Annotated in this window: 21 protein-coding genes; 9 read left to right on the top strand and 12 right to left on the bottom strand. The window is 59.7% G+C overall.

Features of this window, described 5'->3' with window-relative positions; genetic code table 11:
* Window positions 1-37 precede the first annotated feature (37 nt).
* Entirely contained in the window at window positions 38-451 is a 414-nt protein-coding gene (gene mscL, locus ACIOYV_RS25305) for a large-conductance mechanosensitive channel protein MscL (RefSeq protein ID WP_054051433.1), read from the top strand.
* 47 nt (window positions 452-498) lie between these two features.
* Here mscL and ACIOYV_RS25300 read toward each other — a convergent pair whose 3' ends face one another.
* Window positions 499-1,275 (bottom strand): ferredoxin--NADP reductase, encoded by a 777-nt coding sequence (locus ACIOYV_RS25300; RefSeq protein WP_401328033.1) that lies wholly within the window; start codon window positions 1,273-1,275, stop codon window positions 499-501.
* 335 nt (window positions 1,276-1,610) lie between these two features.
* On the opposite strand from ACIOYV_RS25300, the gene ACIOYV_RS25295 reads away from it, so the two are divergent.
* Entirely contained in the window at window positions 1,611-2,324 is a 714-nt protein-coding gene (locus ACIOYV_RS25295; RefSeq protein WP_401328030.1) for an autoinducer binding domain-containing protein, read from the top strand.
* A gap of 177 nt (window positions 2,325-2,501) precedes the next feature.
* Window positions 2,502-3,626, top strand: coding sequence for a methyltransferase (locus ACIOYV_RS25290; RefSeq protein ID WP_401328028.1), 1,125 nt, complete (start codon window positions 2,502-2,504; stop codon window positions 3,624-3,626).
* A gap of 75 nt (window positions 3,627-3,701) precedes the next feature.
* Here ACIOYV_RS25290 and ACIOYV_RS25285 read toward each other — a convergent pair whose 3' ends face one another.
* The 3 genes from ACIOYV_RS25285 to ACIOYV_RS25275 all read right to left on the bottom strand — a co-directional run bounded on the left by ACIOYV_RS25285 (window position 3,702) and on the right by ACIOYV_RS25275 (window position 6,404).
* Complete coding sequence (locus tag ACIOYV_RS25285) at window positions 3,702-3,869, bottom strand: DUF2474 domain-containing protein (RefSeq protein WP_082356715.1); 168 nt, start codon at window positions 3,867-3,869, stop codon at window positions 3,702-3,704.
* An 81-nt stretch (window positions 3,870-3,950) separates the two neighbouring features.
* Window positions 3,951-4,958 carry a cytochrome d ubiquinol oxidase subunit II gene (cydB, locus tag ACIOYV_RS25280; protein ID WP_163911643.1) on the bottom strand — a complete coding sequence of 336 codons (1,008 nt, stop codon included), beginning with the start codon at window positions 4,956-4,958 and terminating at the stop codon, window positions 3,951-3,953.
* 3 nt (window positions 4,959-4,961) lie between these two features.
* Window positions 4,962-6,404, bottom strand: a complete 1,443-nt coding sequence (locus ACIOYV_RS25275) for a cytochrome ubiquinol oxidase subunit I (protein ID WP_163911639.1) — start codon at window positions 6,402-6,404, stop codon at window positions 4,962-4,964.
* Between the two features lie 531 nt (window positions 6,405-6,935).
* On the opposite strand from ACIOYV_RS25275, the gene ACIOYV_RS25270 reads away from it, so the two are divergent.
* Entirely contained in the window at window positions 6,936-8,174 is a 1,239-nt protein-coding gene (locus ACIOYV_RS25270; RefSeq protein WP_163911636.1) for an MFS transporter, read from the top strand.
* On the opposite strand, the gene ACIOYV_RS25265 is transcribed toward ACIOYV_RS25270, so the two are convergent.
* The 5 genes from ACIOYV_RS25265 to ACIOYV_RS25245 form a co-directional block, all read right to left on the bottom strand.
* Window positions 8,171-10,372 (bottom strand): xanthine dehydrogenase family protein molybdopterin-binding subunit, encoded by a 2,202-nt coding sequence (locus tag ACIOYV_RS25265; RefSeq protein WP_401328023.1) that lies wholly within the window; start codon window positions 10,370-10,372, stop codon window positions 8,171-8,173. The two genes, ACIOYV_RS25270 and ACIOYV_RS25265, sit on opposite strands and share 4 nt — an antisense overlap.
* Window positions 10,372-11,358, bottom strand: coding sequence for an FAD binding domain-containing protein (locus ACIOYV_RS25260; protein ID WP_401328020.1), 987 nt, complete (start codon window positions 11,356-11,358; stop codon window positions 10,372-10,374). The genes ACIOYV_RS25265 and ACIOYV_RS25260 overlap by 1 nt, the downstream gene beginning before the upstream one ends.
* Window positions 11,355-11,876, bottom strand: coding sequence for a (2Fe-2S)-binding protein (locus tag ACIOYV_RS25255; RefSeq protein WP_401328017.1), 522 nt, complete (start codon window positions 11,874-11,876; stop codon window positions 11,355-11,357). The genes ACIOYV_RS25260 and ACIOYV_RS25255 overlap by 4 nt, the downstream gene beginning before the upstream one ends.
* A gap of 168 nt (window positions 11,877-12,044) precedes the next feature.
* A complete protein-coding gene (locus tag ACIOYV_RS25250; protein WP_401328014.1) occupies window positions 12,045-12,596 on the bottom strand; it encodes a DJ-1 family glyoxalase III in 552 nt (183 codons plus the stop codon).
* Between the two features lie 67 nt (window positions 12,597-12,663).
* Window positions 12,664-13,122 carry a YolA family protein gene (locus ACIOYV_RS25245; RefSeq protein ID WP_265041026.1) on the bottom strand — a complete coding sequence of 153 codons (459 nt, stop codon included), beginning with the start codon at window positions 13,120-13,122 and terminating at the stop codon, window positions 12,664-12,666.
* Between the two features lie 205 nt (window positions 13,123-13,327).
* Here ACIOYV_RS25245 and ACIOYV_RS25240 point away from each other — a divergent pair, with 205 nt between their 5' ends.
* A complete protein-coding gene (locus ACIOYV_RS25240) occupies window positions 13,328-14,623 on the top strand; it encodes an NCS2 family permease (protein WP_054616690.1) in 1,296 nt (431 codons plus the stop codon).
* Entirely contained in the window at window positions 14,620-15,699 is a 1,080-nt protein-coding gene (gene trmA / locus ACIOYV_RS25235) for a tRNA (uridine(54)-C5)-methyltransferase TrmA (protein ID WP_401328010.1), read from the top strand. Before ACIOYV_RS25240 ends, trmA begins: the two co-directional genes overlap by 4 nt.
* Window positions 15,700-15,756: 57 nt before the next feature.
* On the opposite strand, the gene ACIOYV_RS25230 is transcribed toward trmA, so the two are convergent.
* Window positions 15,757-16,203 (bottom strand): DUF2442 domain-containing protein, encoded by a 447-nt coding sequence (locus ACIOYV_RS25230; protein WP_401328008.1) that lies wholly within the window; start codon window positions 16,201-16,203, stop codon window positions 15,757-15,759.
* Window positions 16,200-16,628, bottom strand: coding sequence for a DUF4160 domain-containing protein (locus ACIOYV_RS25225; RefSeq protein WP_401328005.1), 429 nt, complete (start codon window positions 16,626-16,628; stop codon window positions 16,200-16,202). The genes ACIOYV_RS25230 and ACIOYV_RS25225 overlap by 4 nt, the downstream gene beginning before the upstream one ends.
* Window positions 16,629-16,869: 241 nt before the next feature.
* Here ACIOYV_RS25225 and ACIOYV_RS25220 point away from each other — a divergent pair, with 241 nt between their 5' ends.
* From ACIOYV_RS25220 to ACIOYV_RS25210, 3 genes are all read left to right on the top strand, one after another.
* Entirely contained in the window at window positions 16,870-17,781 is a 912-nt protein-coding gene (locus ACIOYV_RS25220; protein WP_163911608.1) for a LysR family transcriptional regulator, read from the top strand.
* A gap of 140 nt (window positions 17,782-17,921) precedes the next feature.
* The gene (gene aroQ / locus ACIOYV_RS25215; protein ID WP_401328003.1) at window positions 17,922-18,362 is read left to right on the top strand and encodes a type II 3-dehydroquinate dehydratase; all 441 of its coding nucleotides are present in this window, start codon (window positions 17,922-17,924) and stop codon (window positions 18,360-18,362) included.
* Window positions 18,363-18,367: 5 nt separating this feature from the next.
* The gene (locus ACIOYV_RS25210) at window positions 18,368-19,222 is read left to right on the top strand and encodes a shikimate dehydrogenase (RefSeq protein ID WP_401328000.1); all 855 of its coding nucleotides are present in this window, start codon (window positions 18,368-18,370) and stop codon (window positions 19,220-19,222) included.
* 73 nt (window positions 19,223-19,295) lie between these two features.
* Here ACIOYV_RS25210 and ACIOYV_RS25205 read toward each other — a convergent pair whose 3' ends face one another.
* On the bottom strand, window positions 19,296-19,973 hold the full coding sequence (locus ACIOYV_RS25205) for a TetR/AcrR family transcriptional regulator (protein WP_401327997.1): 678 nt from the start codon (window positions 19,971-19,973) through the stop codon (window positions 19,296-19,298).
* Window positions 19,974-19,984 lie beyond the last annotated feature (11 nt).

Genomic DNA, 19,984 nt, shown 5'->3' with positions numbered 1-19,984 from the left:
GCGTTCACCAACCTCATCTGTAACAAGGAAATAACCTATGGGCGTGCTTAACGAGTTCAAGGCCTTCGCGGTCAAAGGCAATGTGGTCGATATGGCCGTCGGTATCATCATCGGCGCCGCGTTTGGCAAGATCGTCTCGTCGTTCGTCGGCGACGTGGTCATGCCGCCAATCGGCTTGTTGATCGGTGGGGTGGATTTCAGTGACTTGGCTGTTACGCTCAAGGCCGCCAATGGCGACATCCCGGCGGTGGTACTGGCGTACGGTAAGTTCATCCAGAGCTTGATCGACTTCGTGATCGTTGCGTTCGCGATCTTCATGGGCGTCAAGGCCATCAACCGCCTGAAGCGTGAAGAGGCCGTGGCACCGACCCTGCCGCCGGTACCGACCAAGGAAGAAGAACTGCTGAGCGAGATCCGCGATCTGCTCAAGGCTCAGAACGACCGGCCTTGAAGGCTGTGTAGCGATGTAAAAACGGCGCCTTCGGGCGCCGTTTTTTATTACCAATAGTTTTCCACCGCCACCTGGCCGGGTCGCCGGCTGAGGCTCAGGTTCATATCACGCAGCTTCAGCAATTTACGCGTGTCATCGATCATTTGTGGGTTACCGCAGATCATCACCCGCGAGTGCTCGGGCGTCAGCTCCAGCCCCGCCGCCCGCTCCAGCTCGCCATTTTCAATCAGGGTGGTAATCCGACCATTCAGAACACCCGGAATCTGCTCGCGGGTGACCGTCGGGATGAATTGCAGTTTGTGCGCATGCTCCGCCAGGTAATCACGCTGCGCCAGCCCTGCGATCAATTCCTGATACGCGAGCTCCCGGCCTTCGCGCGCGCTGTAGACCAGGATGATGCGTTCGAATTTTTCCCACACCTCGAAATCCTGCAGGATCGAAAGGAACGGTGCCACGCCCGTGCCTGTGGATAACATCCAGAGATCGCGGCCATCGACGAAACGATCCAAAGTCAGGTAGCCCGTGGCCTGCCGTTCTACCAGCAACGTATCCCCGACTTCCAGACGGCTCAGCTCGCTGGTGAACTCGCCACCCGGCACAACGATGGAGAAGAATTCAAGAAACTCGTCATACGGCGACGAAACCATGGAATAGGCGCGCCACACGGTGCTGCCATCAGGTTTGGTCACCCCCAGACGCGCGAATTGCCCGGCGCGAAAACGAAAACCCGAGTCCCGGGTTGTACGCAGGGTAAACAGGCTCGACGTCAGTGGCTGGACGTCGAGCAGAGTCTGGCGTGTGAATTTTTCTGCACTGGCGGTCATGGGGCACTCCATTGAACAGGTGCCCCCAGTGTCCCGCAAAGCCGAGGACTTAAACACCGGCGATTTGTAGTGGCTTTAGCAACCGGGGCTTTTGTTATTTAAATAACAATAAAGGGCATAGTTCTTACTGGCCATTAGATCCATAAAGGGTTTTTCAACATTAATTTAATTTCGTCATACTCGGTTACATCACCAAAATCTGTTATGCACTTCTCGAACGCCATACATATCCAAAAAATTGGAGCGTGCGTACCAGAAAAGTCCTACACTCGGTCCGTGCCAGATCTCTGGATCCAAAAGGCCACCCCAGCGAAACATAAATATGGAGGACTAAAATGGAAATGTGGAAGGAGTCGCAATTAACGCAACTGTCTTATACCAATGAAATTGACATCGCGTACCAGATTTCACTCAATTTCATTAAAAATCTGGGGTATAAATTCTGTGCGTTTTCAATAACATCAAAAACTATTGGCGCAGAGGATCACACCTTTAGCCGAAATAACTTTCCCCCTGGCTGGAACACCCAATATAAAGAAAACAAATACAGTGCTATAGACCCAGTAGTGGCTCATTGCAATCAATCCATGTTGCCGATTATGTGGACCGAAGAAGTTTTTTCAAAGACGCCCTGGATGTGGCAAGCCTTGCAACAGGAAGGGCTTCAACATGGTTGGTCGCAATCGATCCATGATCAGGAAAGCGGTCTTTGCAGCATTCTGAGTCTGGCTAGAAGCCATTGCCCGATCAGCGCTTATGAATTGTATGAAAATCTCGGCTTCACGGTTTTCATCAGTCGTCATCTGCACAATCTGGCCGCCAAGACGTTGCCCAAAGGCGTATCGAAACCAATCGCACCGCATTTGTCTCCCAGAGAAGTCGAGGTATTGAAGCTGTCAGCCGATGGCAAGACCGCGTACGAAATTTCCATAATCCTCAGCCTTAGCGAGCGCACTGTGAATTTTCACGTGCACCGGGCAATCGAAAAACTCGGGGTCTGCAACAAGACTGCCGCCGTGACCAAAGCGGTCAGGCACGGCGTTATTTGAAGCAGTTCGATTCAGGGAAAACCTTCGAGTAATCCAATAGAAAAAAACGTACCATTTGCGATTCTTCCAGAGTGATGACGTGTGACCCTTCACGACGCAGTCCACTCGGTCGTTTCTGCCCGCTACATCGCCCCTTGGCTGCGGGATACCCGTTGATTATCCAGAGCCCCCCGCCCCATGCCCTTGCTCGAAACACCTTTCGCCCAACTCGACCTGATCCGCCAGCCCGAACAGCAGAATGAACCACTGCAAGCGTTCGATGCTGCCGACGAATACCTGCTGAATCATCTGGCCGAGCAACAACCGACGGCGGATTCTCGGGTGTTGGTACTCAACGACAGTTTCGGCGCATTGGCCGCCAGCCTGGCAGGCAAGGTTCAAGTGACCAGCAGTGGCGATTCGTTCCTGGCCTTCCTGGGGCTGGAAAAGAACCTGATCCGCAATGCGAAGGCGTTTGACGCGGTGCCGCACGTGCCGGCCAGTGAAATGTTTGTCGGGCCGTTCGACCGGGTGTTGATCCGGGTGCCGAAAACCCTCGCCTTACTTGAAGAACAACTGATTCGCCTGCAAGGCCAACTGGCCCCGGGTGCCCAGGTGATTGCGGCGGCGATGGTCAAGCACCTGCCTCGCGCCGCCGGGGATTTGCTGGAGCGCTACATCGGCCCGGTACAAGCCTCGCTGGCCGTGAAGAAGGCCCGGTTGCTGATCGCCACCGCGCAATCCAAAACCCCCGTGGCATCGCCCTACCCTTCGCGCTACCTGCTCGACGAGCCTGCGATCGAACTGCTCAACCACGCCAATGTGTTCTGCCGCGAAGGGCTGGATATCGGCACGCGTGCGTTCCTGCCGCACCTGCCGAAAAACCTCGGCGCCGCGCGGGTTGCTGACCTTGGTTGCGGTAACGGTGTACTGGCCATCGCCAGCGCCCTGCAAAACCCTGAAGCGCATTACACGCTGGTGGACGAGTCATTCATGGCCGTGCAATCGGCCGGCGAAAACTGGCGCGCGGCGTTGGGTGAACGGGATGTAATCGTGCGCGCCGACGATGGCCTGGCCGGCCAGGAACCGCAATCTTTGGATGTGGTGCTGTGCAATCCGCCCTTCCACCAGCAACAGGTCGTCGGCGATTTTCTCGCCTGGCGGATGTTCCAACAGGCCCGGGAGGCTTTGGTGGTCGGCGGCGCGTTGTACATCGTCGGCAATCGTCACTTGGGTTATCACAGCAAATTGGCGCGGCTGTTCCGCGGTGTCGAGCAAGTGGCGGCTACCCCGAAATTCGTGATTCTCAAGGCGCGCAAATAACCCGGGCAAAAAAAACCCTCCGTCAGGAGGGTTGAGGCCGTGCCACAAGGCATCGGGATGGGAACTGTGGGTGTTTCAGTGGGTGGTCAGGCCTGCGGCATTCATGAACATGCGCATCAGGCTGGCCACGATAAACAGGGCCACGACACTGCCGGTCCAGATCATCGCCAACCATCCGAGCCGCTGCCACAGCGGCTTTTTTTCGGCCTGTTCGATGTCGTGCAGGGAAGGTTTGGTGGACATGACTCAATCCTCTCTGAGGTGAATGGCGCCGGTGAGGGCGCCTTCGCGAGCAAGCTTCGCTCCTACAGTTACAGGGCGGGGCTAGTGGTAACCGTCTTCATGGGTGACCTTGCCGCGGAACACGTAGTAGCTCCAGAAGGTGTAGCCCAGGATGAACGGGATGATGAACAGCGTCCCCACCAGCATGAAGCCCTGGCTTTGCGGCGGTGCGGCAGCGTCCCAGATCGAGATCGACGGCGGCACAATGTTTGGCCACAGGCTGATGCCCAGGCCGCTGTAGCCGAGGAAGATCAGCACCAGGGTCAGCAGGAACGGCGTGTAGTTCGCGTTGCGGGCCACGGCACGGATCAGACCGTACATGGTCACCAGCACCAGGATCGGTACCGGCAGGAACCAGAACAGGTTCGGCAAGGTGAACCAGCGCGCGGCGATATCGGCATGGGCCAGCGGAGTCCAGATGCTGACGATACCGATCACTGCCAATACAACGAACGCCAAGGGCCGCGCCAGGTTATGCATCTGCTCCTGCAACTTGCCTTCGGTCTTCATGATCAGCCAGGTACAGCCGAGCAACGCGTAGGCAATCACCAGCGCTACGCCGCAGAACATGGTGAACGGCGTTGCCCAGTCGAGTGAACCGCCGGCGAACTGGCGGTCAACTACGGGCAATCCATCGATAAACGCCCCGAGCGCCACGCCCTGGAAGAACGTCGCCGCCACCGAACCACCGATGAACGCCTTGTCCCACAGGTGACGCTTGTCGTCCTTGGCCTTGAAGCGGAACTCGAACGCCACACCACGGAAAATCAGCCCGATCAGCATGAAGATCAGCGGCAGGTACAACGCCGACAACACCACCGAATAGGCCAGCGGGAAGGCGCCGAACAACGCCGCGCCGCCCAGTACCAGCCAGGTTTCGTTACCGTCCCAGACAGGGGCGACGGTGTTCATCATTACGTCACGGTCGGTCTTGCCCGGGATGAACGGGAAGAGAATCCCGATGCCCAGGTCGAAGCCGTCCATGACCACGTACATCATGATGCCGAAGATGATGATCACGGCCCAGATCAGCGGAAGATCAATACCCATGATTCAAATCTCCTTGGTCAGGCTGTGGCGGTGGTCACCGTCGGTGTCATCATCGTCAGCTGCGGACAGCGGACGGGCCGGCGTGCGTTTCTGGCCAGGACCACCGTCGTTGGTTTCCTTGCCTTCGTCGATCTTCGGCCCTTTGCGTACCAGCCTCATCATGTAGCCCAGGCCGGCACCGAACAGCGCGAAATAGACCACGACGAACATGATCAACGTGATGCTCATCTGCATGAAGCTGTGATTGGAGGACGCATCCGCCGTGCGCATCAAGCCATACACCACCCACGGCTGACGGCCGATTTCAGTGGTGAACCAGCCCGCAAGAATTGCGATCAGACCCGACGGCCCCATCCACAACGCCAGGTACAGGAACGGCCGCGAGGTGTACAACCTGTCGCTTTTACGCAGCCAGAGGCTGCACAAGCCGGTGAAGATCATCAGGAAGCCCAGGCCAACCATGACCCGGAACGACCAGAATACGATGGTCGAATTCGGCCGGTCTTCAGGCGGGAAGTCCTTGAGTGCCGGCACTTGCTTGTCCAGCGAGTGCGTGAGGATCAGGCTGCCGAGGTAGGGAATCTCGACTGCGAATTTGGTCTTTTCGGCTTTCATGTCCGGCCAGCCGAACAGGATCAGCGGGGTCGGTTCATCTCCGACGTTTTCCCAGTGACCTTCGATCGCCGCGATTTTCGCCGGCTGATGCTTGAGCGTATTGAGGCCGTGGAAGTCACCGATCACTGCCTGGATGGGCGCCACGATCAACGCCATCCACATCGCCATCGAGAGCATGGTGCGGATCGCCGGGTTGTCTTTGCCGCGCAGCAAGTGCCACGCCGCCGAGGAACCGACAAAGAAAGCAGTCGCTACGAACGCTGCCGTCGCCATGTGCATCAAGCGGTACGGGAACGACGGGTTGAAGATCACCGCCAGCCAGTCCACCGGAATCACTCGACCGTCGATGATTTCGAAGCCTTGGGGCGTCTGCATCCAGCTGTTGGACGCGAGAATCCAGAACGTCGAGATCAGCGTGCCGACGGCTACCATGACCGTGGAGAAGAAGTGCAGCTTGCGCCCGACCTTGTTCCAGCCGAACAGCATGACGCCGAGGAAGCCGGCTTCGAGGAAGAACGCGGTGAGCACTTCATAAGTCAGCAGCGGCCCGGTGACCGCCCCGGCGAAGTCCGAGAAACGGCTCCAGTTGGTGCCGAACTGATAGGCCATGACGAGCCCGGAGACCACGCCCATGCCGAAGTTGACGGCAAAGATCTTCGACCAGAAGTGGTACAGATCGCGGTAAGTGTCGTTGTGGGTTTTGAGCCACAGCCCTTCGAGTACCGCCAGGTAACTCGCCAGGCCAATGGTGATGGCCGGGAACAGGATGTGGAACGAGATGGTGAACGCGAACTGCATCCGGGCGAGATCAAGTGCCTCCAAACCGAACATAAGTCTTCCTCTGTCAGGTAATACCGGTTGAAGGGCTTATGACCCTGCACCCACTCTGCCCCCACGGATATGGAGTGTGGCGAATTCGAATTCGTTCTTTTTTTACAAACATCACAACGTAGGGAGTCTGGCCGTGTGGCCGCCGGATCAATTCCTTGTGGGGTATTGATCTGGATCAAGCAACGTTGAAAGAGTAGTCCCATTTTTGACGATGGACGGTGTGGTCTTTTGCCGCGTGACAGGTTGCCTCATCACTTTGGCAATCCGCAGCAACACATCTCCTGTGGGCGCGGGCTTGTTGTGGCGAGGGGGCTTGCCCCCGCTGGACTGCGAAGCAGGCCCAAAATCTTGTGAGCGCTTCGCACTCAAGCGGGGGCAAGCCCCCTCGCCACAGCAAGCCCCCTCACCACAGGTGATCGGCGCTGGGTTTTGGAGATCGGTGTCTAGCTACCTAAAATTTTTGTCAGCGCAACTTCTTGTTACAGCTTGGTGATAACCTCAACCCTCCCCTCGCTCAAGACCTGCCTTCAGATGCCCAGCCAAGCGCCCCTGCTGTTACGTCATCACCGTCCTTTCATTGCGTTCTGGCTGGCCCGGGTGTTTACCGCCAGCGGTTTTCAGATGCTCACCGTGGCCATCGGCTGGAATCTGTACCAACTGACTGGCAACGTGCTGGACCTGGGCCTGGTGGGTTTGGTCGAGTTCGCCCCGCGCGTATTGTTCATGCTGCACACCGGGCATGTCGCGGACCGTTATGACCGGCGCAAAGTCGCGGCAATCTGCCAGTCCCTGCAAGCCTTGATCGCGTTGTCCCTGGCCATCGGCAGCGCCACCGATCACGTCACCCGGGAAATGATCTTCATCCTTGCCTTCCTGCTCGGTGCCGCCCGTTCCTTCGAGATGCCGACCACCCAGGCGCTGCTGCCAAGCATCGTACCGAGTGCGCTGTTCCCACGGGCCGTGGCCGCCGCGCAATCGGCGCAGCAATCAGCGACCATCGTGGCACCGGCGCTCGGCGGTTTGCTGTACGCCTTCGGCAGCGTCTGGGTGTATGGCCCGACGGTTGTTCTGTACATCATCGCCTGCTGCTTGATGCTCAACCTGCCCGCGCGGCAGACGCCGTTGAACAAGGGTAAGGCGACCATGGATTCGCTGCTGGCCGGCATCCGTTTCATTCGCAGTCGCCCGGACATCCTCGGGGCGATTTCCCTGGACCTGTTCGCGGTTTTGCTGGGTGGCGCGACGGCGCTGTTGCCGGTGTTCGCCAAGGACATTCTGCTGACTGGCCCTTGGGGCCTGGGTCTGCTGCGTTCGGCGCCAGCGGTGGGCGCGCTGTTGATGTCGCTGTTCCTGGCGCGATTTGCCGTGGAGCGCAAAGTCGGACGGGTGATGTTCACCGCCGTGGGCATCTTCGGCGTGGCGACCATCGCCTTCGGCCTGTCCACCTCGTTCTGGTTTTCCCTGGCGGTGCTGGTGGTACTGGGCGCGGCGGACATGATCAGCATGGTGATCCGCGCCTCCTTCGTGCAACTGGAAACCCCGGATGAAATGCGTGGCCGGGTCAGCGCCGTGAACGGACTGTTCATCGGCGCTTCGAACCAGTTGGGCGAATTCGAATCCGGCCTCACCGCCCACTGGTTCGGCACCGTGCCGGCCGTGGTCATGGGCGGCATCGGTACACTGGTGGTCACCGGGACCTGGATCAAACTGTTCCCGACCCTGGCCAACCGCGACCGCATGCACGTCGCGGTCGAAGAAGCCAAGGCCTAGAGCAGCTTGTCCAGGGTGACGGGAAAGTCCCGCACCCGTTTGCCGGTGGCGTGATAGATAGCATTGGCCACCGCCGCCGCGACCCCGACGATACCGATTTCGCCGACGCCCTTGGAACCGAGGGCGTTGACGATCTCGTCGTGTTCTTCGACAAACAGCACGTCAATCTCGCCGATATCGGCGTTTACCGGGATGTGGTACTCGGCCAGGCTGTGGTTCATGTGACGACCCAGCGCATGGTCGGTTTGCGTCTCCTCATGCAGCGCCATGCCGATGCCCCAGACCACGCCGCCGAGGATCTGGCTGCGGGCCATTTTCGGATTGACCACGCGTCCCGCAGCAATCGCGCTGACTACCCGGTTGACCTTCACCGTGCCTAAATCCTCATCCACCAACACTTCGACGAACACCGCCGAGTGGGTCGCCGTGGCGTAGGCTTCGCGTTTTTTGTCCGGTTCGGCGTCGACTTGAACCTCAATCGCATCCTCGCCACTGTCCCGGGCCAGATCGGCCAACTGGATACGCGCCTCACCGAATGACAGCTGTCCGTCTTCGAACACTGCCTGCTCCGAGGTCACGCCACTGAAAGCCGGCGACGTTTGCCGGGCCACGGCGAGCAGTTTTTCCTTCAAGGCTTCACACGCTTGCTGCACCGCCGTGCCGACCGACGACACCGTGAACGATCCGCCCTGCAACGGCGCGGTGGGTAATGAAGAGTCGCCGAGGACAAAGGTGACGTCCTTCAGCGAAACGCCTGACGCCTGCGCGGCTATTTGCGTCATCACCGTGTAGGTGCCTGTGCCGATGTCGGTGGTCGCGCTGCTGACGGTGAGTTTGCCGTTGTGATCGAGTGAGGCCTTGGCGCTGGCCTTCTGCTGCATCGCCTCCCATACGCCACCGGCCATGCCCCAACCGACCAACTGCCGGCCCTGGCGCATGCTGCGCGGTTCAGGATCGCGCTTTTCCCAGCCGAACCGTTTGGCGCCCTGGGCGTAACACTCGCGCAGTTCTTTGCTGGAATAGGGTTTGTCTTCGTTCTGATTGCGCTCGGAATAGTTGATCAGGCGCAGTTGCACCGGATCGATGGCCAGCGCGCAGGCCAGTTCATCCATCGCACACTCCAGGCCAATCAGCCCCAGCGCCGCGCCCGGCGCCCGCATGTCCAGCGGCGTGAAGACATCGAGTGGCAGCAGTTTGTAGGTCAGTTGCACGTTGTCGCAGTGGTAGAGCATGCCGCTCCACTCCACCACATGCTCGGTGAAATCCTCGAAACGCGAGGTCTGGCCGATGGCGGTATGCGCCACCGCGAGCAAGCGACCATTGGCCGCCGCGCCCAATTGCAAACGCTGCAAGGTGCGCGGGCGATAGCCGAAGGTAAACATCTGTTGCCGCGTCAGCGTGAGGCGTACCGAACGCTTGAGGTGCAGCGCCGCCATCACCGCCAGCGGCAGTTGATACTGCGGACGCAAACCGGAACCGAACGCCCCACCAACATACGCAGCGAAAATCCTGACCTGCTCTTTCTCCAGGCCAAAGACCTTTTGCACGTAGGACTGACAGTTCTGCGGGCCTTGGGTCTTGTCGTGGATGTGCAGGCTGCCATCGGCCTGATACAGCACCGTACTGGCATGCGGTTCCATCGGATTGTGGTGTTCGATCGGCGTGCTGTAGTTCAGATCCAGGCTCATGGCCGCACCGGCGAACTCGGCCTGAAAATTCCCACGCGGTTTCGGCAGTTCGGCGGGTGCGGGATGGGCGTCGCCCTGCAGACTCAAGAGATCGGTCTGATGGCTCTCGGCGTCGTACTCGATCTCGATCAACGAACCGGCATAGCGCGCCAGTTCGAGGTTATCCGCCACAACCAGTGCCAGTGGCTGACCGCTGTACAGGACACGGTCGTTGTACAGCGGACGAAACGGCGAGCCGTCAGCCGAGTCGGCGTCTTCATAGTCCTTGTCATAACTGGCGATCTTCGGGCGGTTGGTGTGATCGATCACGGCGACCACGCCCGGCAGCGCGAGGGCTTTGGACGCGTCAATGTTGAGCACACGACCGCAGGCGATGCGGCTGGAGACAACACTGCCATGCAGCAGGCCGTCCTCGGGAAACTCCCCGGCATAGCGCGCCTGACCGGTGACTTTGAGATGGCCATCGACGCGATCCAGCGGTTGCCCCATCGGTTTAGTGAACGTAGTCATCAGGCTTGCCCTCCCCGCGCGGCATCGCTCAAGGCGCGAACAATCGCCCGGCGGGCCAGTTTGACTTTGAATGCGTTGTGTTCGAGAGGCTGCGCGTTCTGTAGCAACGCGTCGGCGGCAGCGGTGAAGGTTTCGACGCTGGCCGCTTTGCCAACCAACCAATTTTCGACAGCTTCGTCGCGCCACGGCTTGTGCGCCACGCCGCCGAGGGCGAGACGTGCCTGGCGAATCACGGGGCCAGTGAAATCCAGCGCAGCGGCCACCGAAACCAGCGCAAAGGCATAGGACGCCCGGTCGCGAATCTTCAGGTAATGGCTGTGTTCGGCAAAACCGGTGGCGGGCAGTTCGATGGCGGTGATCAGCTCATCGTCGGCCAAGTGGTTGTCGCGCTCGGGGTGGTCGCCCGGCAAGCGGTGAAAGTCGCCGAACTCGATAATTCTTGCGCCGTTGCGGCCTTGCACATGGACCACCGCTTCCAGCGCAGCCAGTGCCACGCACATATCCGACGGATGCGTCGCGACACATTGCGCACTGGCGCCGAGGATCGCGTGAATCCGATTGAGTCCGTCCCGCGCCGGGCAACCGCTGCCGGGTTCGCGCTTGTTGCACGGCACATTGGCATCGTAGAAGTAATAACAGCGGGTGCGTTGCAGCAGGTTGCCACCGGTGCTGGCCATGTTGCGCAGTTGCGGCGAAGCGCCTGCCAGAATCGCTTGGGACAACAGTGGATAACGCTGCTCGATCACCGGGTGCCAGGCCAGATCAGCGTTACTGACCAACGCGCCAATCATCAGCCCACCCTTGGCGGTTTCAGTGACCTCGCGCAGTGGCAAACCGGTGATATCGATCAGATGTTCGGGACGGGTCAGGTTTTCCTTCATCAAATCCAGAAGATTCGTACCGCCCGCGATGAAGCGCGACGCCGGGCCGGCAAGATGCACGGCGTCCTGCACCGAATCCGGCTTGCTGTAGTGGAAAGGATTCATTGGCCACCTCCTTGGCGGCAGGCGGGCAAGGCTTCTTCGATGGCATCGCGGATGTTGCTGTAGGCACCGCAGCGGCAGAGGTTGCCGCTCATCAATTCCTGGATCTGCGCAGTGGTTTGCGCTCGACCTTCATTGGCCAGCCCCACCGCCGAACAAATCTGCCCCGGCGTGCAATAGCCACATTGAAAGGCATCATGCTTGATAAAGGCTTGCTGCATCGGGTGCAGTGCTTCGCCGCTGGCGAGGCCTTCAATCGTGGTCAATTCCGCGCCATCGCACATTACCGCCAGGGTCAGGCAGGCATTCACCCGCTTACCGTTGAGCAACACCGTGCAGGCGCCGCACTGACCGTGGTCGCAGCCCTTTTTCGTGCCGATCAGATCAAGTTGCTCGCGCAGCAAATCCAGCAACGTGGTCCAGGGCAGGACCTCGAGCTGACGCACCTGGCCGTTAAGCGTCAGGCGTAACGGATGGCGTGCGAAGGACGGCGTCGCCGCCTCGGGAGTGGTCGCGCTCATAAACACCTCACGGTTAGTCATACATTCGCGGCGTTTTGGCAAACCGCCGTCATAAGGGGTACGACTTCGGGGGTTGGATGAGCGTTCAAAGGAATTGATCTGTGGCGCGAGAGTTTGGGCCTGCTTCGCAGGCCTGCGGGAGCAAGCTCCCTCGCCACAGGTTTAGCGCTAAACCAACAACTCCGCCGCCACCGTCGCGCGCGTGGCTTTACCGCAGAGTTGTTCCACCAGCGCCAGCGCAAAGGGCAGTGCGGCGCTCGAGCCTTGGGCGGTGATGCAGTTGCCATCGACCACCACCGGTTGATCGACGAAGGTGCAGCCCGACAATTGATTGCTGACCGTGGGCAGGCAAGTCATGCGTCGTTGACGCAATACACCAAAAGCCTGCAGCGCCAGCGCCGGGGCTTCGGCGATGCCGGCGAACAGGCGCCCGGCGGCGGCCTGGTCCTTGATCAGTTGTTGCAGGGGTTGATGCGCCGCCAGGTGTTGCGCGCCAACGGCACCGCCGGGCAGGACAATCAGGTCGAACGGCTGGGCCAGCAGATCCACCAGCATGGCGTCGGCGGTCAGGCGGGTGCCACGGGCGCAAGTGAGCATGCGCCGGCCCTCGATGCTGGCCACCACCACTTCTACTTGAGCGCGGCGCAGCACATCGACCAGGGTCACGCATTGCAGGTCATCGATGCCCTCGGCGAGGGTAATCAGAGCTCTAAAGGTCATGGGCACGGTCCACAGGATGATCCTTAAAGCTTAGTCAGCTTTATTGACCCTGGTTCGCGCCCGGTCGTTACTTGATGTAAAGCTGCGTCGATAGCGTGTTGCCCGGCGCGTTGATCGAGGTGTTGCTGAAGGTGAATGTCCCTTCCTGCCTGTCGCCCAGGTCATAGACGTAAAGCTTTCCGACAACCCTGGTCTCGGTGCTGGTGCATTGCGTCGGGTTGCCGTTGCCGTAGGCACAGACGTTGGTCTGCCCGCCGGCGACGCTAAAACCGTCGATGGAAGCACGCGGTCCGCGTCCGTAGCCCATTTCCAGCACATAGACCTTGATGTTCGCCCCGCCGTGATCGCAGGTCGTGCGTTCCTGCCCCGCCGAGATATTTTCAATCCCGCACGCCGCCGACTGGACCTTGAGCACCTGAACGTTGGTCAACGGCGGTGCCGACGCCGCCATAACGGCAGGCACACCGGCCAGCAACGCGAAAAACAGCCCAAATGACCGAACAATATTGCGCTTGATGCGAACCATGAAGACTCCCCCAAAACAGGCGCGCAGTATGGCTCAGTTCAGCGAACCGCAAAACATCGCCGACGATCGCAGCCATTACCCCACGCGGCTGGTATGATGCGCGGCTTTTTCCGACCCACAGAAAATTCCGGGCGCCCTGGGCAGTCTGTGCTTTGCTGTTGAGGTCGATACATTCACGGCGCACTGCGCGCCACGGGGAGCAGACATGCTGGAAAGGCTGTTTCAACTCAAGGCACATAACACTAACGTGCGGACCGAGATTCTTGCGGGCGTCACGACCTTCCTGGCCATGGCCTACATTCTGTTCGTCAACCCGAGCATCCTCGGCGAGACCGGCATGGACAAGGGCGCGGTGTTTGTCGCCACGTGCCTGGCCGCAGCCTTCGGCTCGACGGTGATGGGCCTGATCGCCAACTACCCGATCGCACTCGCGCCGGGCATGGGCCTGAACGCATTCTTCACCTACACCGTGGTCCTGCACATGGGACACACCTGGCAAGTGGCGCTGGGTGCAGTGTTCATTTCGGCGGTGTGCTTCTTTCTGCTGTCGATCTTCCGCATCCGTGAATGGATCATCAACAGCATTCCACTGCCCCTGCGCTCGGCGATTGCCGCCGGTATCGGCCTGTTCCTGGCGCTGATCGCCCTGCACAACGCCGGCATCGTGGTCAGCAACCCGGCAACCATGGTCGGCCTCGGTGATCTGAAACAACCGGCACCGATCCTCGCGACCCTGGGCTTTGCCCTGATCGTTGCACTCGAAGCACTCGCCGTGCGCGGCGCGGTGCTGATCGGCATCCTGGCGGTGACCATTGTCTCTATCGTGATGGGCTTCACCGCGTTCGGCGGCGTGATGTCGATGCCACCGTCCCTGGCTCCGACCTTCCTGCAACTGGATATCAAGGGCGCACTGGATATCGGTCTGGTCAGCGTGATCTTCGCCTTCCTGTTCGTCGACCTGTTCGACAACTCCGGCACCCTGATCGGCGTCGCCAAGCGAGCCGGCCTGATGGGCAAGGACGGCCACATGCCGAAAATGGGCCGTGCGCTGATCGCTGACAGCACTGCGGCCATGGCCGGTTCGCTGCTGGGCACCTCGACCACCACCAGCTACATCGAATCCGCAGCCGGCGTGAGTGCCGGTGGCCGCACCGGCCTGACCGCCATCGTGGTAGCGATTCTGTTCCTGCTCGCGTTGTTCTTCTCGCCACTGGCCGCCAGCGTTCCGGCGTTTGCTACGGCACCGGCACTGCTGTTCGTCGCGGTACTGATGACATCCGGCCTGGCCGAAATAGACTGGGACGACATCACCGTTGCAGCACCGGTCGTGGTCACCGCGCTGGCCATGCCGTTCACATATTCCATCGCCAACGGCATCGCCTTCGGTTTCATTTCCTGGACCGTGATCAAGTTGCTGTCCGGCCGCGCCCGTGAGCTGAACCCGGCGCTGGTGATTCTGTCGATTCTGTTCGTGATCAAGTTGGGTTGGTTCAACGCATGACTTTTGATTCCCAGGCCTACGCCGTACAGCTCGAAGAAAAGGTCACGCGTTTGCGTGACCTGCTGGCCCCGTTTGGTGCGCCAGAACCCGTCGTATTCGACTCGCCGCTGAAAAACTTCCGCCTGCGTGCAGAGTTTCGCCTGTGGCGCGAAGGCGGCGACCGTCACTACGCGATGTTTGCCCAGGACGACAAACGCACGCCGATCCTGATCGAAGAATTCCCGATCGCCAGCCTGCGCATCAATGAACTGATGCCGCAGCTCAAGGCAGCGTGGCAAGCAAGTGCAGCCCTGAGCCACAAGCTATTTCAGGTGGAGTTCCTGACCACCCTGGCCGGCGATGCGATGATCACCCTGTGCTATCACCGTCCGCTGGACGAGCACTGGCACAGCGCTGCGTCGAAACTGGCGGCGGACCTGAACGTCAGCATCATCGGTCGCTCCAAGGGCAAGCGCGAAGTCATCGGCCAGGATTACGTGGTCGAGCAATTCGAAGTCGGCGGCCGCACATTCAGCTACCGCCAGCCGGAAGGCGCGTTCACCCAGCCCAACGGCACCGTGAACCAGAAGATGCTGAACTGGGCTTACGACGCCTTGGGCGATCGCACGGACGATTTGCTGGAGCTGTATTGCGGCAACGGCAACTTCACCCTGCCCCTCGCCACCCGTGCGCGCAAAGCGCTGGCCACCGAAATCAGCAAGAGTTCGGTCAACGCGGCGCTGAGCAACCTGAGCGAAAACGCTGTGGATAACGTCACCCTGGTGCGTTTGTCCGCCGAAGAACTGACCGAAGCCTTGAACGAAGTGCGACCGTTCCGTCGCCTGCACGGCATCGACCTGAAGAGCTACGAGTTCGGCAGTGTGTTCGTCGACCCGCCGCGCGCCGGCATGGACCCGGACACCTGCGAATTGACCCGACGCTTCGACAACATCCTCTATATCTCCTGCAACCCGGAGACTCTGGCAGCCAACATCGCCCAGTTGCATGACACCCACCGCATCAGCCAATGCGCGATGTTCGACCAGTTCCCGTGGACCCATCACATGGAATCCGGGGTGTTGCTGACCCGGCGTTGATTGCAGGTGCCAGATACAAATCAGCCGTCTTGATGACGGCTTTTTTGTGGCTGCTGCTTATTGGACGACTTCGACCTTGCGCGGGCGACCGCCCTTTTTACCGTTAGCCCGAGCCGCTTCAGCCTTGGCGGCGCTGCTTTGGCGACCATTGCGCGAGGAAATGACCGAGGCCGCCATATTCATCAGCGGCTTGCTGGCAGAAATCAGCCCGGCGATGGAGACGTGCAGGTCCTTCTCTTCATTGCACAGTGCGGTGCCCGAAAAACCGACGCTAAGAGCGGCAAAATCCTCGGCCTCAAAACCATCGAACTCCGGGAAGAGTTTCACAGGCAGCAACACACCAGCGCCATCCTCGAAGCGGATCGTCAGGCATCCATCCTGAAAGGTCACTGTCGTCGCCTGCAAAGCACTTTTGTGGCGCAGTCGCCCCCGTTCAATTGCTTCGTCCAGTACCTCTTCAGTCACTGGCCGATCCACCTGCAGTTTTGCCGATATCGTTTTCATAACTCGATCTCCACGCCCTCCGGTGCGCCTATCAGCGCCAGCAGGGTCTTGTTCTCATCAGGCTCGTAACACGCCGACCCAATCATGTAGGTCGTGCTGGCGAGCCGTTTCATGACCACGACTTCGTTGCTCTCCCCGTCCCACAGCTGATTGTCGAGGCAGGCGGTGTGCAACTTGTCCCACCAGATGCCCCGCGCCCTGCGCAAGTGGGCCGGTTGCCTGAGTGCATGGCGCAATCCCTCCAGCACCGCCACCGGCGGGCGGCGCGAAAGCGGCACCACATCCCAAAGCTCGACAGCGTTGTGCCAAAAACTGAATTTGAAGCGCGCGCTCCAGGTTCCGGCGTCCACATGCGCGTGTGGCGGGCAGTGCTCATCGCGCAACATGATCACCATTGAAAATCTTTTGTAGCTGAATAATCTCATGCTAACCCATCCGTTAGGTTAATAAGTCGCAAGACTCGACATTCCTTGGAATTCCGATAACTGGCGCTGACTTCCCCAAATCAGCCACCTGAACTGAGCCTAGCTTTCGAGACCACGAACGCCCTGCCCGCTACGCCGGAAAATGGTAAGCAATCCTTTCGTAGTAACAGGCTGTATTAATGCGCGGGCATTTGATAAATACAGAGCTCGAGCCTTCATTTGATCCCCGGCGTAATCAATCATGCAGCGACATTTCGACGATCTTCAGCTCGGCAGCATCGAGCTGTTTTGCCTGGCCGCCGAAGCTGGAAGCTTTACCGCCGCCGCGCTGGTCGCCGGAGTGACGCCGGCCGCCGTGAGCCGATCGGTGTCGCGCATGGAGGAACGCCTGGCGGTGCGGTTGTTCGCCCGCACCACCCGTAGCGTCAAGTTGACCGACAGTGGTCGACGTTATTACGAGGAATGCCGTCAGGCGCTGGCGCAATTGGTTGAAGCGCAAAGGGAGGTCATGGGCCAGCAGCAGGAACCGTCTGGCACCCTGCGTATCAGTATTCCTACGACCTATGCCCATCACCGGATCTTGCCGTTGCTGCCGGCGTTTCGCGCGCGTTTTCCAGCGGTGAAGGTCGAGACGCACATCAGCAACCGCAACATCGACTTTGTTGGCGAAGGCTACGACATGGCGATCCGCGTGCGGGCGATTCCGGATTCGGGTTTGATCGCCAGGCCGCTGGAAGACGCGGCGCTGGTGATGATCGCCAGCCCCGATTACCTGAAGCGCGCCGGGGTGCCGCAAACCCTGGATGATCTCCCGCAGCACGAATGCATTCAGTACGAATTGCCCAGCAGCGGCCGGCGGATTGCCTGGCTGTTCAATGACAATGGCGAGCCTCGGGAGATTCTCGCCGAGGGCAACCTCAGTTGCTCCGACGACGTGCTCGGCGGCGTGACCCTGGCGAAACACGCTGCGGGGTTGTTTCAGACCTATCGTTTTATCGTCGAAAAAGAGTTGGCGGATGGTTCGCTGGTGGAAGTGCTCAAACCGTATGGCGGACGCTCGCGGCCCTTCACCCTGCTGTATCCGCAGAGTCGGCATGTGCCGTTGCGGTTGCGGGCGTTCATTGATTTTCTGGTTGAGCATTTGCCACGCTGAATATTCAAACCGTCCGATCACCGCACACAAAAACCTGCGACATCGCCTCTTCAATTGACCAAATTAACCAGCTAGTACAATTTATCTCCACAGGCTGAAACCAATAGCCAATGCCAACAATAATAAGTGGAGAGAATCCGATGCCCCCTATCGTTCTGGTGCTCAACGGCCCGAACCTGAACCTGCTCGGCACCCGTGAACCGGCGACTTACGGCCACGAAACCCTGGCCGACATTTCCGCGATGTGCGGACGCGCCGCCGAGGAATTCGGCCTGACGGTGGAGTTCCGCCAGACCAACCATGAAGGCGAATTGCTCGACTGGATTCACGCCGCCCGTGGCCGCTGCGCCGGGATCGTGATCAATCCGGCAGCCTGGACCCACACCTCAGTGGCGATCCGCGATGCGTTGGTCGCCTGTGAACTGCCGGTGATCGAAGTTCACCTGTCCAACGTTCACGCCCGCGAACCGTTCCGTCATCACTCTTTCGTCTCAGCCATCGCCACCGCAGTGATGGCCGGTTTCGGCAGCCACGGCTATCGTCTGGCGCTGGAGCATTTCAGCCTGCGTTTCAAGGGATGAGCAACATGACACATAACACTGTCGTACTGGCCGGACTGATCGGCGCCGGCATCCAGGCCTCGCGCACGCCAACGTTGCATGAGCATGAAGGCGATGCCCAGGGCATGCGTTATCTCTATCGTTTGATCGACCTCGACCAGTTGCAGCTTGACCTTAACGCCCTGCCCGACCTGCTGATGGCCGCCGAGCGCATGAACTTCACCGGGCTGAATATCACTTTCCCGTGCAAGCAGGCGATCATCCCGTTGCTCGACGATTTGTCCCCGGAGGCTCGGGGCATAGGCGCGGTGAACACAGTGGTGCTGAAGGATGGAAAACGCATCGGCCACAACACCGACTGCCTGGGTTTTGCCGAGGGTTTTCGCCGGGGCTTGAAGGACGTTGCCCGTGAGCGTGTAGTCCAAATGGGCGCGGGTGGTGCGGGTGCGGCGGTGGCCCACGCGTTGCTCAGCGAAGGCGTCCGGCAACTCAGCATTTTCGATGTGGATGACGGCCGGGCGCAGGCGCTGGCGAACAACCTCAATCAGCTTTTCGGTGCTGGCCGAGCCGTGGCCGGGCATGATCTGGAGAGCACCTTGGCCGTGGCTGACGGTCTGGTGAACACCACGCCCATGGGCATGAAAAAACTGCCGGGCATGCCGGTGCCGGTGGAGCTGTTGAGAACTGACTTGTGGGTGGCGGAGATTGTTTACTTCCCACTGGAAACTGAACTGCTGCGCAACGCCCGGGCCTTGGGTTGCCGGACGCTGGATGGGGGCACCATGGCGGTGTTCCAGGCGGTGAAGGCGTTTGAATTGTTCAGTGGCGTGGTGCCGGATGCGCAACGGATGCTGGCGCATTTTCAGAGTTTGAATGGTTGAATGATTGAGGGGGGCTGCTTCGCAGCCCAGCGGGGGCAAGCCCCCTCGCCACAGCAAGCCCCCTCGCCACAGGTCAGGCCTGCAAATAGCGCAAAACCGACTCGCAAATCATCGCCCGATGACGCTGCTTGACGGTTTCATCCGGCAAGTCGATCTGAAATATCTCACTAAAGGTATGGCGGTTCGACACGCGGTAGAAGCAGAACGAACTGATCAGCAAATGCACATCCAGCGGGTCCAGGCCTGTCCGGAACACACCCTCTTCAGCCCCGCGACGCAGGATCTCGTTCAGAGAATCGAGGATGGTGTTGTTCATCGCCTTGATCGCATCGGAGCGCTTCACAAACTCGGCGTTGTGAATGTTCTCGATGCAGACGATGCGCACGAAATCGACATTGCGGTCATGGTGATCGAAGGTGAATTCCACCAGCCGCCGAATTGCCTCCACCGGTGCCAGTTCGGCCAGGTGCAAACGGTTTTCGGTGCTACGGATATCGCCGTAGAGTTTCTCCAGCACCTCGACGTACAGCTGCTCTTTACTGCCGAAGTAGTAATAGATCATGCGTTTCGAGGTGTGGATGCGTTCGGCGATCGCATCGACGCGAGCGCCGGAAAGTCCTTGCTGGACGAACTCGACAATCGCCTCTTGCAGGATGTTCTCGCGGGTCTTTTCCGGGTTGTTCTTGCGACTCTTGCGAGGCTCCACAAGTGGTTCGTCGGGGGCTACGGGGAGTTCTGAAGTTATTGTCATTGCGGGCTCAC

The sequence above is a fragment of the Pseudomonas sp. NPDC087342 genome, assembly GCF_044744265.1.
GTDB lineage: Bacteria > Pseudomonadota > Gammaproteobacteria > Pseudomonadales > Pseudomonadaceae > Aquipseudomonas > Aquipseudomonas nunensis.
The sequence above is the reverse complement of the archived record's forward strand: the minus strand, read 5'-3'. Positions and strand labels throughout refer to the sequence as shown.

Excerpts from the sequence above, each read along its gene's own strand:
- ACIOYV_RS25210 (WP_401328000.1), top strand. The coding sequence starts at position 18,368 with ATGACACATAACACTGTCGTACTGGCCGGACTGATCGGCGCCGGCATC.
- ACIOYV_RS25290 (WP_401328028.1), top strand. The coding sequence starts at position 2,502 with ATGCCCTTGCTCGAAACACCTTTCGCCCAACTCGACCTGATCCGCCAG.
- ACIOYV_RS25265 (WP_401328023.1), bottom strand. The coding sequence starts at position 10,372 with ATGACTACGTTCACTAAACCGATGGGGCAACCGCTGGATCGCGTCGAT.
- mscL (WP_054051433.1), top strand. The coding sequence starts at position 38 with ATGGGCGTGCTTAACGAGTTCAAGGCCTTCGCGGTCAAAGGCAATGTG.
- ACIOYV_RS25220 (WP_163911608.1), top strand. The coding sequence starts at position 16,870 with ATGCAGCGACATTTCGACGATCTTCAGCTCGGCAGCATCGAGCTGTTT.
- ACIOYV_RS25270 (WP_163911636.1), top strand. The coding sequence starts at position 6,936 with ATGCCCAGCCAAGCGCCCCTGCTGTTACGTCATCACCGTCCTTTCATT.
- ACIOYV_RS25300 (WP_401328033.1), bottom strand. The coding sequence starts at position 1,275 with ATGACCGCCAGTGCAGAAAAATTCACACGCCAGACTCTGCTCGACGTC.
- ACIOYV_RS25205 (WP_401327997.1), bottom strand. The coding sequence starts at position 19,973 with ATGACAATAACTTCAGAACTCCCCGTAGCCCCCGACGAACCACTTGTG.
- aroQ (WP_401328003.1), top strand. The coding sequence starts at position 17,922 with ATGCCCCCTATCGTTCTGGTGCTCAACGGCCCGAACCTGAACCTGCTC.
- ACIOYV_RS25250 (WP_401328014.1), bottom strand. The coding sequence starts at position 12,596 with ATGACCTTTAGAGCTCTGATTACCCTCGCCGAGGGCATCGATGACCTG.
- ACIOYV_RS25245 (WP_265041026.1), bottom strand. The coding sequence starts at position 13,122 with ATGGTTCGCATCAAGCGCAATATTGTTCGGTCATTTGGGCTGTTTTTC.
- cydB (WP_163911643.1), bottom strand. The coding sequence starts at position 4,958 with ATGGGTATTGATCTTCCGCTGATCTGGGCCGTGATCATCATCTTCGGC.
- ACIOYV_RS25225 (WP_401328005.1), bottom strand. The coding sequence starts at position 16,628 with ATGAGATTATTCAGCTACAAAAGATTTTCAATGGTGATCATGTTGCGC.
- ACIOYV_RS25255 (WP_401328017.1), bottom strand. The coding sequence starts at position 11,876 with ATGAGCGCGACCACTCCCGAGGCGGCGACGCCGTCCTTCGCACGCCAT.
- ACIOYV_RS25285 (WP_082356715.1), bottom strand. The coding sequence starts at position 3,869 with ATGTCCACCAAACCTTCCCTGCACGACATCGAACAGGCCGAAAAAAAG.
- ACIOYV_RS25230 (WP_401328008.1), bottom strand. The coding sequence starts at position 16,203 with ATGAAAACGATATCGGCAAAACTGCAGGTGGATCGGCCAGTGACTGAA.
- trmA (WP_401328010.1), top strand. The coding sequence starts at position 14,620 with ATGACTTTTGATTCCCAGGCCTACGCCGTACAGCTCGAAGAAAAGGTC.
- ACIOYV_RS25295 (WP_401328030.1), top strand. The coding sequence starts at position 1,611 with ATGGAAATGTGGAAGGAGTCGCAATTAACGCAACTGTCTTATACCAAT.
- ACIOYV_RS25240 (WP_054616690.1), top strand. The coding sequence starts at position 13,328 with ATGCTGGAAAGGCTGTTTCAACTCAAGGCACATAACACTAACGTGCGG.
- ACIOYV_RS25275 (WP_163911639.1), bottom strand. The coding sequence starts at position 6,404 with ATGTTCGGTTTGGAGGCACTTGATCTCGCCCGGATGCAGTTCGCGTTC.
- ACIOYV_RS25260 (WP_401328020.1), bottom strand. The coding sequence starts at position 11,358 with ATGAATCCTTTCCACTACAGCAAGCCGGATTCGGTGCAGGACGCCGTG.